The following is a 12,499-nucleotide window of genomic DNA, read 5'->3' on the forward strand; positions in this document are numbered from 1 at the left end:
GATAAATAGAGTGGAATATTCCTATTTTTTAAAGAATAAACGGATATAAGAGGACTTTACCTCCTTTAGAGAAAATTCCAGACCAAAATCTTCTTTTCTTTCTCTAAGCTTTTGATACAAGGTTCCACCGTTATATAATGCTTCAACTTCTAAAACAATACCATTATTCCGGTCGGAACTGGAGGTTTCGTTTACTCGATTGACCCCTTGGATTGTTCTTATAATCCCTTGCACATCCTTATCCAAATAATCATCATAACTCAATCCTTCTATTTTGATCCGGATCAGATTCCCCGGTTTCCATTTTTCAGAGATCTGTTCTTTTATTTTAGGATAAGCTTTTTCCACTGATCTTTTGATAGATTCTTGGATCCCAGTATTCGGATTTATATGAGGAGAAACTCCTGAAGAATTATCTGCCGCGATGATCCGTGCAGTATTTACGTCAAAAATTTTGAATCTAAGAACGGATTGGTAAGAATGAAGATTTGTATCTTCTATCTTTCCTAAATCGGTGACCTCTGTTTGGCCCACTAGTAAGATCTCTGCCTCTGACTCGGAAGCCAAAGATAATATTTTATCCTCAAAGGAGTTTTCGGAAAAGGTACTCGGTTCCTTCTTCCCTTCCTTAAAAAGAACACGATAAAATTGTTTTTTATCTAAAAAGTTGAAATCCGAAAAAACCCGTATGATCTCATTCTCGGTGATCCCGACCTTCTCCCTTACATTTTGTTTTCCTAATATTCTTTCTTCGATAAATACTAAAAATTTCGGCTTTCCAATATCCCTATATCTTTCTTGGACAGCGTCTTGGATTGCTTTTTGGTTCACTTTTCCCTTTGCATCTATCTCCAAGATACCATTAACTAATTTGCGAGTAGGACCAATCTTAGAATATTCCAGCACAAATCCCGCAACATAAGAATTTACGATAGTTTCCTTCAACCTACCGCTAATGACTTGAGAAGATCCTTGGATAAATTCTCCCATGCCATTCTCCAGAATTTTTCGTTTTGCGTTTAATTCTAATTCTTCTTCACTTTTGCCCTGGACGTTTTGTACATATACAAACTCATCTTTTGGATCTTTTACGGAAGAAAGGCAGGAAATTAAAAATACGAGGGAGAACGATAAGAAGAATGGAATAATCTTAGGGAATATGAATTTCATACGATCGAAGAGAGATTCGATTTATTGGACCCGGTTTTCAGCATCTTCGTTTCCTAAAGAACCGACCAGAAGGCGCGGAAAAATTTAAATTTAGCCCAGTTTGGTCTCTATCTGGATAGGATGGGTGAGAGTTTTGTGGACTGGACAAGCATTTGCAACTTGTAAAAGTCTTTCTCTTTCCTGCTCGCTCAAATTGCCCGTTAATATTACGGTCCTTTCAATCTCAGTATGATCTGTCCATTTGGTGAGATTCAACTCTACAATCACTTCTTTCAGATCCATCTTCTTTCTTTGAGCATACATTCTGATAGTGATGTCTGTGCAGGCTCCCAAAGAAAGAAGAAGGTATTCATGCGGAGAAGGTCCCAGATCTCCTCCCCCATCTTCCTTAGATTCGTCTGCGATTACTTCATGGTTCTTACTACGAAGGATCGTCTTATAATTTTCCGGAGTGCTAAGTACTGTTACTTCGATGTCGCTCATAAAGTAAAGAGAATAGGAAATCTGCTTTTAAATGCAATCTTAAATCGAGATTAGAATTTCGAGAGAAGAAGAGCATCTTCTTCTCTCGAATATAAGTTTATTAGGTTTCTGAAGCGAGAGCTGCCTCGGATTCACTTTTTACAGGCGCTGGATGTTTAGAAGAAACGTATTCATTTACCTTATACATGATCGCCACGGTGATCAGAATAGCTACAACCACAACGTAACCTAGGTTCGGATAACCTTGGATATACCCGCTCGGAGTTTGGACAACGATAAGTCCTGCCGCATAAGAAGCAATTCCTCCGGATAACTGTTGCAGAGAAGAGCTAATCGCCATATATGCGCCTCTATCTCTAAGCTCAGGCATTGCAGAATTCAATGCTTGGGCAGAAATCACTCTACCTGTAATCACTACGAATAATGCAGAGTTGATCAATATTACAAACCAAAGAGGAGTAATCCCCATTGCAGTGTAATAGAAAAGTATCCCGCAAGCGATTAGAGAAGAAATAAAGAACACTGGATATTTTCCAAATTTATCAGCTGCTCTGCCGATCAAAGGACCTGCAGCCATACTCACAACCCCGGTCACAAAATATACTAAAGGAAGATCCTCTAAAGTAATTCCTAAATTATGAACACTGAATGCAGAACCGAAAGGCATAAGCATATAACCGCCGGTTGCTAAAAGCATTGTTGCTAAAAATCCAGGAAGATAATTCGAATTTCCTGCAGTTGCAGCCAAGTGTTTGATCGCTTTATTCTCCGTCTTTTCACTCAGGTGAGAAACGATCGGTTCCAACTTAATTAGAGCCGCAATTCCTACAAGACCACTAATGATAGCTATCATCCAAAAAGGAGACTGCCATCCCCAAAGATTGGAGAAAAACACTCCAATCGGAAGACCGAAAACTTGGCTAGCTGCAAATGCAGTCATAACAAGCCCCATCACTCTTCCTCTTGCTTCCATAGGAAATAGATCCGCAATGATCGCAAAACTGATAGAAGCGATCACCCCACCGAAAAGACCTGTTACAATTCTTGCAAATAGTAGAAATTCGTAATTCGGTGCGATCCCACAAAGGACAGTTCCTAAAACAAAACCGGTATAAAAGAATAGAAGCATCTTTTTACGATCGAATCTGTCCGCAAAACCGGCGGCCAAGATCCCTGAAATCCCCGCGCTAAATGCATAAGCGGAAACTACCAGACCGAACTTCGTTGTGGATATTTTTAGTTGGTCCATGACCTGAACTCCTAATGGAGATAAGATCATAAAATCCAGAACCACTGTGAATTGGATAAATGCCAATAAGGCTACTACAAAGATTTGGTATTTACTAAACGTAAATTTCATATTTATTCCTTAAAAATCAGGACCTCAGAACGGATCGTGGGAAATTCATTCTAGCTTGTTTCAAAACGTTTCCCCACCAATACAATTCATTCAATAATTTCTCAGCCGAAGATGCATAACGATGTTCCTCTGTAGGTCTTCCGTTATGAAACCTGGCGTGAGCCCAATGAAAACTAACACAGTCTCGAATGGTAGTCATTCTCAATTCCGCAAATACATTACGAAGTTGCTCTACCGCTCTTAAACCGCCGGAACTTCCTCCATAGGAAACGAACCCAAGAGGCTTCGCATTCCATTCTTCATGAAGTGAGTCAATTGCCAACTTTAAATACGCAGGATATCCGTGGTTATACTCCGGTGTAATTACTACAAAAACATCTGCTTCTGCTATTCTATCCGAGAATATAGGAAGATCCGAGTCCATATCCTTTGACATGTCCCAAGGCAAAGAAAATTCGGAAAGATCTATTAAATCAGTCTCGAATCTGTAATCTTGTTTAGAGATCTCCTCGAACCATTTCGCTACCGTTTCTCCAAATCTACCCTTTCTGGTACTAGCTAATATAATTCCTAATCTTAGGCCGGAGCCGGTACTGATTTTTTCTAATAACATTATAGAACACCCTTTCTTTATTTGGCTGAGAATATTCTACAAGTTAAAGTGAACTTGAAGTAAAGAGCGCATATTAGTTTTTTTACGATTTTTCCCGAAAAAATTTGAAAATGTTTGTGTTCAGAATGCCGTTTTGGTAGAATTTATAGTTAAAGTTCACTTTAAGTTTAGATTTGGGGGAATGTGGTGGATAAGGACGAATTTTTAAGTATCGGACAGGTATCCAAAAGAAGCGGGGTCGCCTCTTCTGCATTACGTTTTTATGAAGAAAGAGGACTGATCCGTTCCGTAAGAGCGGGTTCCGGCCATAGACAATATCCCAGACATGTTTTAAGAAGGATAGCTTTTGTAGTATTTGCACAAAGAGTAGGACTCTCCTTGGATGAGATTGCTGCAGAGATCGCAAAACTTCCGGAAGATCATACTCCTAACGGGCAGGATTGGTCCAAACTTTCTAAAACCTGGAGTTTACGTATAGAGGAGAAGATAGCGGAACTTCACAGATTAAAAAACGGACTTTCCGTTTGTATCGGTTGTGGTTGCCTTTCTCTACTTACATGTAAATTAGCAAACCCTCAAGATAAGCTGGGAAGATACGGAAGTGGTCCTTTACGTTGGATGGGTAAACCTAAAAAATAAAATTAAATTTCTTGGATCTGAGGAAGGGTAATATAGAAGGTTGCACCCTTGCCCACCTCACCTTCTGCCCAAACTTTTCCACCATGCCTAGAAATGATCCTATGTACGATTGCAAGTCCGATACCCACACCTTCAAAATCCCTATTATCATGTAATCGTTGAAACACGCCAAAAAGTCTATTCTGATATTTCATATTAAAACCGGCGCCGTTATCCTTAACAAAGTAAACGTTCTCTCCATTCGATGCGTTACATCCTATTTCAACGATCGGCTCTTCTTTTTTAGATGAGTATTTGATCGCGTTAGATATTAGATTAACAAAAACCTGCTCAAGTAACGATACATCCCCCATCGCAGGGGACAATTCACCGACCTGTATTTTAGTTTTTCCATTCTGCGTATCCGATCTAAGTTCATGCAATGTATGTTCGACCAATTCCGAAATGTTCACTATCGTTTTAGTGATTTCTTTTTTACCAGTTCTAGAAAGCAAAAGAAGACTATCTATCAGCTTATCCATCTTCTGAGTGCTTCCAACTATCACATCCAATAAATGTTTTGCGTCTTCGTTCAGGTCCTTGACATGATCTTCGTAAAGGATTTTGGTAAAACCTTCGATAGCACGTAATGGTCCTCTTAGATCATGAGAAACGGAATAACAGAATGCATCCAACTCCTTGTTTGCATTTTCCAATTCATCGTTTTTCTTCTTAAGATCCTCGTTCAGGACATGAAGTGAGATTTCCTGTAAATGTTTATCTACGAAAAATTTGACCTTGTTCCTTAATATCTGAGGTTCGAAAGGTTTAGTAATAAAGCTGAATGCACCTCTTTCATAACCTTTAAATACGTTCAAATTATCCGTATATACCGCTGAGATAAAAATAAAAGGAAGTCTTGCGGTCTTCTCCTCTTCTCTTAGGATACTTGCAAGTTCGTATCCGTCCATTTCCGGCATCTGGATATCTAATAATGCCAACGCAAAATCGTTATGTAAGGTTGCCTTTAAAGCCTCGTTCCCACTCAGGGCGCGGATCAACTCCACATCCAGGTCCTTTAAAACTGTTTCCAAGGCCACAAGATTTTCCGGCCTATCATCTACGATCAGTATTTTAGGTCTGGTATTCATCGGCTCACCTGCTCAGCCAAACTCTCATCAGAGAAAGTAACCTTTCTACGTCGACGGGCTTTGAGATATAATCATTCGCACCTGCATCTATACATTTCTGCCGATCGTCCTTCATGGCTTTGGCAGTTAAGGCAATGATCGGAAGTTTATCATATTTTCTTTCGGATCGGATCCTTCTCATGGTTTCATAACCGTCCAACTCCGGCATCATTATATCCATTAGAACAATATCCATATCTTGCTGTGAATCCAGAGAGCTTAGAGCGGTAATTCCATTATCCGCCTTATAAACTTCCATTCCTCTATCCTTTAGAATTTTAGATAATGCGAATACGTTTCTCATATCATCATCAACAAGTAGGACTTTCTTTTTCTGAAAGATCGCTTCCTTATCGTATAGATTGTTTATGATCTTTTGTTTTCCTTCCGGAAGTTTACTGATGGTCCTATGTAGGAAGAGTGCGGTTTCATCCAAGAGTCTTTCTTCCGATTTAACTCCTTTAATAATGATACTCTCCGCATACTTTTGTAGTTCCGCATTCTCGTCCCTGGTAAGCTCTTTCCCTGTATAAATAATGATCGGAGGCGTAGTTTGGCCTTTTATCTTCTCCAGCTCATAAATAAGTTCGAATCCACTCATATCCGGAAGACCTATATCCAAGACTATACAATCGAAATAATTTTCCTGATAAGCCTTAATAGCATCCCTGCCATTACTCGCTTCGAAACATTTTACGTCCCCGTTTCCGATTAACTTTCTCATCGCAATCCTGGAATTATCATCGTCTTCAACGATTAAAAGGTTTTTCATCTTTCGATTGATGAAGTTCTCTATCCGATTAAACGCCTCTTCCAATTCCTTTTTGTTTACCGGCTTAACTAGATATTCCACTGCCCCCTCTTTGATCGGCTCAATAGAATACTCATTTCCCGAGATGACATGAACAGGAATATGCCTAACTTTCGGGTTAGATTTTAGTTCGTTCAGGACCGTATTTCCGTTTATCCCAGGAAGATTCAGATCCAAAATGATAGCGTTAGGCAAATATTTCTCTGCAAGTATCAATCCGTCTTCTCCCGTAGAAGCAGATAGACATTTAAAATCCTTATCATGAGCCTGCTTGATCAGAACGGATGCAAATTTCAAATCGTCTTCTACGATCAATACTACTTTATCGTTTTCTGAAATACCCTCCCTATCGTCTTCCGCATTCGGAGAATTGATAAATCGAGAATTTTTAGGAATAGGATCCGACATTTGCTCGGTTACAGGAACTTTTCTTTCGGCCGGAGTAGTCACATTTTCCGGTTTCATTTCCAAAGGTATTAAAAGAGAAAAAATGGATCCCTGATTAACCTTACTTTCTAAACTAATATGGCCTCTTAAAATTTTAGCCAATTCCCTGGAGATAGATAATCCAAGGCCTGTTCCTCCATATTTACGAGAAGTACTTCCATCCGCCTGCTGGAATGCTTCGAATATTGACATTTGTTTTTCTTCCGGGATACCAATTCCTGTGTCTGAAACTGATATTAAGATTTTTTGATATCCCTCTGGGCGGATCTCTATACTAATCTTTCCTTTTTCCGTGAATTTTAAAGAATTAGATAATAGATTTTTGAGGATTTGGTTCAAACGTTGAGAATCCGTAGAAATATACTCGGGACAATCCTCGGAAACAAAACCGATCAAACTTAATTTTTTTCTATCTGCCTGATGTTTAAAATCTTTCAGCAAAGAATCCACAAGTTTCCTAACGGAGACTCTCTCTACATTAACCTGCATCTTACCGGATTCAATTTTAGAAAGATCTAATACTTCATTTATGAGGGCCAATAGATCTTGTCCGCTTTTATAAATGATATTCGCGCTTTCTACCTGATCATCACTCAGGTTCTTTTTATTGTTTTCGGAAAGATCCTTGGATAGGATCAAAAGGCTATTCAACGGAGTCCTTAGTTCATGGGACATATTGGCTAAAAATTCAGATTTGTATTTACTGCTAATCTCTAATTGTTTACTTTTTTGTTCTATATCTGATCTTGCATCCTCCACTTCCTTATTTCTTATTTCTAAAGCTTGGGTTTGCTCTTCTAACTCTTCGTTAGTGATCCTAAGTTCCTCTTGTTGTTGTCTTAAAACTTGAGTCTGCTCCTCCAGCTCTTCATTCATTTGTTTCAATTCTTCTTGCTGGCTTTGGAGTTCCTCACTTTGGGCCTGTGTTTCTTCCAGTAATTCTTGGATCTTCTTTCTGGAAATTGCAGAATATACGCTTATTCCAATATTCTCCATGCAGTTCTGGCAAAACTCTAGTTCCAGCTCAGTGAACTGACTCAATTTTCCAACCTCGACCACTCCTAAAGTTTGGCCTTCATATAAAAAAGGAATTACGAGCACATTAGTTGGCTTTGTATCTAAAAATGAAGATATTACTCGGATCTGTTCTTCTTTTAGATCCGTTAATAAAATGGTTTTTTGCTCGAAGGCTGCCTGACCGACTAAACCTTCTTTTAGGGAAAATTTTTCAGAAATTTTACCGCCGGTAAAAGCATACTCGCCAATCAATTTAAGCGACTTATCTCTTTCATCCAAAAGATACATCGCACCGACTCTGATTCCTAAATAATTTCCCAAAAACGTAATGGTACCCTGGGCAAGGTCTTCTAAACTTTGGTCTCCCTTTAATTTTTCATTCAATTGATTTTGGCCCTGGGTAAGCCAATTATGCCTATCGTTTTCTGAGGTTGTAAGGCGAAGAGCTTGGGTCATCTTCACCAATGCTGTTCCCAAAATATCCTTTTCGGATCTGGGAACTAAATCTACGGAATAATTTCCGGACGCTACATTGTTTGCGTTATACGTTACTTCTTTAAAACTTTCATTAATATTAACCAAGGAATCAAATATCAATTTTAATTCGTCCTTGGCATCATCCACTAATATCTGATCGGTAGATTCTCTGGCTGCGATCATTTCCGCTTTTTGGGCTATAAAATTAATTCTTTCGGCTACACTTTTTACGATCCAGAGGAATATTACGATAACGATTATGACGGATACGATAACCAAGAAGATCAAAAAAGCGAAAGTATATTGAAAATCTGATATATTTTTCTTTTTCTCCAGATCCATTAATTTTTCGTTCCGTTCGACAATGCGAGAAAACTGTTTCGTAGCAAGATCACGGACGATCAGCCCTTCTCCTGCTGATATCTCAAACGCCTTGTCATTCTGATTTTTAAGTGCGAAAGAAACGATCTGTTCTTGGTATTTTTTTAAACGTTTCCAGCTTTCCTTAAACTCCTCCAACAAACCTCTTCCTTCTGCGTCGGATAATTCGGTTAACTGTACAATTTTATCATCTACAGTATCACTGGCCTTCTGAAAACGGTCTTTAAAATAAAGCATCTCAGCAGCACGTCGTTCGATAATGATATTCTTTTCGTGACGGGTGGAATCAAGTAGAGCGATCATTATCTCGTTAGATAAATTCACTCTTTTGGCGGATCCGTCTACAATCTGCACTAAACGCAAATTCGATTCCGAAAGCTGATTGATCACAAATATAGAAGTGCCCACGAATATCGCGAGTAAAACGGAAAAACCTAGAGAAAGTTTGGCCCGGATCGTTAATTTTTTGAAATCCACTTCAATTACTCTCGCCTAACTTAATTAATAATTTCTGTATTTCTTCCAAAGGAAGAATATAATCCACGGAAGAAGTGGAGATCGCATGTGCAGGCATAGAAGATGATTCTGCAGTTTCAGGATCTTGTACGATTGTCAGTCCACCTTCTTCTTTTATTTTTCTCAGACCCAAAGCACCATCGGAATTGGAACCTGTTAAAATAAGTCCTATCAATTCTTTTCCATAAACTTCCGCCGCCGATTCAAAAAGTACATCTATAGATGGTCTTGCAAAATTCACCTTCGCGTCAGTACTTAAGGAAAATGTTTTGTCTTTCTCTATCAATAGATGATAATTTGCAGGAGCCATATAAATATTTCCTCTTTCTATTCTTTCCTTTTCGTCTGCTTCTTTAACGAATAATTTACAGACCTTATCCATACTCTCTACCCAATATCCATCAGAACGGGGGCTAACATGTTGTACGATTACTATCGGGATAGGATAATTTTGGGGTAAAGATGGTAGAATTTTAGCAAGAGCGTTTAACCCTCCTGAAGAAACTCCAATTACAATTGCGCCGTATCCCATAAATCGATTTAAAAATCCTTAATACTTCTTCTTGAATATTTTCTGCTTTGCGTCCAACTCCTGGTATACGTCCTTTAGCTCGCTGAAATACATACCTTCCTTGGAGCCCAAACAAAGAACTCCCCCATTTATTAAACTTTCATAAAACATACGATGCACCTTGTTTTGAAGTTCTCTTTTGAAATATATGAGCACATTCCTACACAATATCATATGAACCTCTGCAAACACGCTATCAGTGACCAGGTTATGATTTGCCCAGACTATATTCTTTTTGAGATTTTTATTCATGATTGCCATATTATCGTCGGCGATATAATAATCCGAAAAAGAGGCTTTCCCCCCTGAAGCTTGGTAATTGGAAGTATATTCCTTTATTAGATTATTCGAAAATATTCCTTGTTTAGCCTCGTCTAAAGCCCTCTGATTGAAGTCGGTCGCGTAAATTGTTGCTCTCTCCATAAGACCTTCTTCCGTTAGAAGGATTGCCATGGAATACACCTCCTCTCCCGTGGAACAACCTGCATGCCAGATCTTTATGAAAGGATATGTTTTTAAGATAGGGATGATCTTTTCTCGAACGGATCTATAAAAGTTAGGATCTCGGAACATCTCCGTGACTGTGATGGACAGATCATGCAAAAGATCGTTCGCAAAACTTTTATTATGTAGAAGTTGAAACTGCATCTCCGAAACTGTATTATATCCTGATAATACCATTCGATTCGTGATCCTGCGTTTTATATGAGCATCTGAATATTGCCTAAAGTCGTACCCGTATTTCTGATAGAGTGCTTCCAATAATAAATCGATCTCTATCCCAGTACTATCCTTAGCTGCCATACTTTAATATTTTATAAAACTTCCCTGAGCCAAACCGAGGGAATATTCTACGGTTTTTGGGAAACTTAAATCAACTATTTATTTCAAATTTGGGTCAAAATAACCCAAATTATGCGATTTTATGTTAGAATTGAAAAGTAGAACGGATCAATAGATCCCGTCTGAATCGTAAAAAAACGAAGCTCCGGGCATAATGTAAACTTCTGTCAAGGTCTGTTTGGAATGATGGCTCATTTGACCTAGATCTATATTCGGGAAACGTAATAGATAATCATTGGTAGAGACTGTTCCAATCGTATCCCCGACGTACATAGAATAACTTCTGGTAATATCTTGACGGATCATTCCTATATCGAGACTAAACCTACAATATCTGAACGAGGATTCGAACATAAAGATAGTCCCTTTATCGGAGACCTTACCTCCATAAGCCGGAACTGAAATACTATAAGTTCCGGGCCCTCCCGAGACCGACTCTTGTAAAACCTGGCTGCCTATCGCCGAAAAATCACCCTTTCGATCCAAATATTCCAAACGAGAACGGATCTCCCACCATTCGGTAATTTTAAATTTCAGGTAGATCCCGGGAAGAATTCCTTTCATGGAAAAATTGGATTCTACATTTCCACCAACAGACCAGGTAGCTTTATCCGGAACCGGAGCACCAGGGCGAGAAGTAGAATAAGATCCATAGGAACTCGTATCCTGCTCCGTGTATCTATGAAAATTTACGGAAGGTCCGATCCTAAATCTGGAAGTAAAAGGATGAATATAAGAAAATCTTAAATGATCACTTATTCCGTCGAATCTTAATAGTCTGTTTCCTTCGAATGCGGAAGCCCAGTATAGATCCGTCCTAGGAGTGAAAAAATTCGTAGAGGCAGGCTCTTCTTTACCATATTTTCCTAATGAAGAATTTCTGGCAGATTGGATCTCGAAACGATTTTTCCATCCATAACTGATATCCCAAGCCTGAGTTTGAACCGCCAACGATTTAGCTTCTTTATAAGGAAAAGAAGGAGGAGAATCGGGATCTACTATATTCCTAAGTATCGAATCCTTTGACCAAGCCGGTCCTGTTTCATTCAATACCGCAGGAGAAAGATTTCCAATCCCTACACCTATTCGGAACATTAATCTATGTTCGAAAACTTTACTAAACTTATCGTTAGGATCATTAAACCAAGAAGAAGTTTCTTTAGCGGCCTCTTCTTGCTTTGCAATAGGAAGAGGTTGTTCCGTCTTTTCTGGCTCTTGGGAAAAATTCGGGATGGTAAAAGACAAAAATAAAAGTAAACTTAATAAAATCCTAAAATTCGAAATCACAAAGAATCTCATTCGAATCCCCTTAGTATACGATCCGAACTGTTCCGACATAGATCTCGGTTCTTCGATTCTTTTTTTCAGAGAAGAAGGTATCAACTATCTTACGCAGATCCGCGTATCCATCTACTTCCTTAAATCTTTCCTCTGCAATTTCATGGGATTGTTTAAGTTCTTGTTTTACTGCCTGGGATCTTTCTTTACTTAACTTTAGATTTGAAGTGAAGGAACCTGGAGTATCCGTATGTCCTCCGATCCTCACATTTGTTTCAGGATAAGCAACTAATGCATCGGCGATTTTAGAAATAAGATCCCTTGCTTTAGGAGTTAACGTGGATCTTCCGGATGGAAATGCAACGTCTCCATCTATTACGATCAAAAGTTCTCTTAACTTTTTCTCTTCTTCTATACGTTTTAGTTCGACTCCGGGAGCCTTTAGTCCTTCTTCCGTTTGTTCAAATGTAGTTCCCGAATACTCAAATGCTTTTTTTAAGCCTCGATACATGATCTCCATATAATTAGGAGTTCCTAGATCGTCCAAAGAGCCTTCGTTTAATTTACCTAACGCTTCTTCCTTGGAATTTGCAGGTATTTCGTCTTCCGGAACACAGCCGCAGAATTTTTGAAATGATTTAGACTCTACGATGGCATATCTGGTCCGAGCACAATCCAGAAAGAAAAATGATACGACTAGGAAGAGCAAGAAGGATATGCGAGA

Annotated in this window: 11 protein-coding genes; 1 reads left to right on the forward strand and 10 read right to left on the reverse strand. The window is 38.8% G+C overall.

Annotation, left to right across the window (positions count from 1 at the left end):
• Nucleotides 1–21: 21 nt before the first annotated feature.
• The 4 genes from CH377_RS14470 to CH377_RS14485 form a co-directional block, all read right to left on the reverse strand.
• Nucleotides 22–1,170, reverse strand: a complete 1,149-nt coding sequence (locus CH377_RS14470; RefSeq protein ID WP_100724476.1) for an OTU domain-containing protein — start codon at nucleotides 1,168–1,170, stop codon at nucleotides 22–24.
• Between the two features lie 90 nt (nucleotides 1,171–1,260).
• Entirely contained in the window at nucleotides 1,261–1,653 is a 393-nt protein-coding gene (locus CH377_RS14475; protein WP_100724477.1) for an OsmC family protein, read from the reverse strand.
• 100 nt (nucleotides 1,654–1,753) lie between these two features.
• Nucleotides 1,754–3,013 carry an MFS transporter gene (locus CH377_RS14480; protein ID WP_100724478.1) on the reverse strand — a complete coding sequence of 420 codons (1,260 nt, stop codon included), beginning with the start codon at nucleotides 3,011–3,013 and terminating at the stop codon, nucleotides 1,754–1,756.
• A gap of 16 nt (nucleotides 3,014–3,029) precedes the next feature.
• Complete coding sequence (locus tag CH377_RS14485; protein ID WP_100724479.1) at nucleotides 3,030–3,626, reverse strand: NADPH-dependent FMN reductase; 597 nt, start codon at nucleotides 3,624–3,626, stop codon at nucleotides 3,030–3,032.
• A gap of 186 nt (nucleotides 3,627–3,812) precedes the next feature.
• On the opposite strand from CH377_RS14485, the gene soxR reads away from it, so the two are divergent.
• Entirely contained in the window at nucleotides 3,813–4,265 is a 453-nt protein-coding gene (soxR, locus tag CH377_RS14490) for a redox-sensitive transcriptional activator SoxR (protein ID WP_100724480.1), read from the forward strand.
• A gap of 2 nt (nucleotides 4,266–4,267) precedes the next feature.
• Here soxR and CH377_RS14495 read toward each other — a convergent pair whose 3' ends face one another.
• From CH377_RS14495 to CH377_RS14520, 6 genes are all read right to left on the reverse strand, one after another.
• Nucleotides 4,268–5,395, reverse strand: coding sequence for a sensor histidine kinase (locus CH377_RS14495; protein ID WP_100724481.1), 1,128 nt, complete (start codon nucleotides 5,393–5,395; stop codon nucleotides 4,268–4,270).
• Nucleotides 5,396–5,399: 4 nt separating this feature from the next.
• Complete coding sequence (locus CH377_RS14500) at nucleotides 5,400–9,044, reverse strand: response regulator (protein ID WP_100724482.1); 3,645 nt, start codon at nucleotides 9,042–9,044, stop codon at nucleotides 5,400–5,402.
• A gap of 1 nt (nucleotide 9,045) precedes the next feature.
• On the reverse strand, nucleotides 9,046–9,615 hold the full coding sequence (locus CH377_RS14505; RefSeq protein WP_100724483.1) for a chemotaxis protein CheB: 570 nt from the start codon (nucleotides 9,613–9,615) through the stop codon (nucleotides 9,046–9,048).
• An 18-nt stretch (nucleotides 9,616–9,633) separates the two neighbouring features.
• The gene (locus tag CH377_RS14510) at nucleotides 9,634–10,458 is read right to left on the reverse strand and encodes a CheR family methyltransferase (protein ID WP_100724484.1); all 825 of its coding nucleotides are present in this window, start codon (nucleotides 10,456–10,458) and stop codon (nucleotides 9,634–9,636) included.
• Between the two features lie 147 nt (nucleotides 10,459–10,605).
• Complete coding sequence (locus CH377_RS14515) at nucleotides 10,606–11,796, reverse strand: hypothetical protein (protein ID WP_100724485.1); 1,191 nt, start codon at nucleotides 11,794–11,796, stop codon at nucleotides 10,606–10,608.
• 10 nt (nucleotides 11,797–11,806) lie between these two features.
• The gene (locus tag CH377_RS14520; RefSeq protein ID WP_243402116.1) at nucleotides 11,807–12,484 is read right to left on the reverse strand and encodes an OmpA family protein; all 678 of its coding nucleotides are present in this window, start codon (nucleotides 12,482–12,484) and stop codon (nucleotides 11,807–11,809) included.
• Between the last annotated feature and the right edge of the window lie 15 nt (nucleotides 12,485–12,499).

Source organism: Leptospira haakeii (assembly GCF_002812045.1).
Taxonomy (GTDB): Bacteria; Spirochaetota; Leptospiria; order Leptospirales; family Leptospiraceae; genus Leptospira_B; species Leptospira_B haakeii.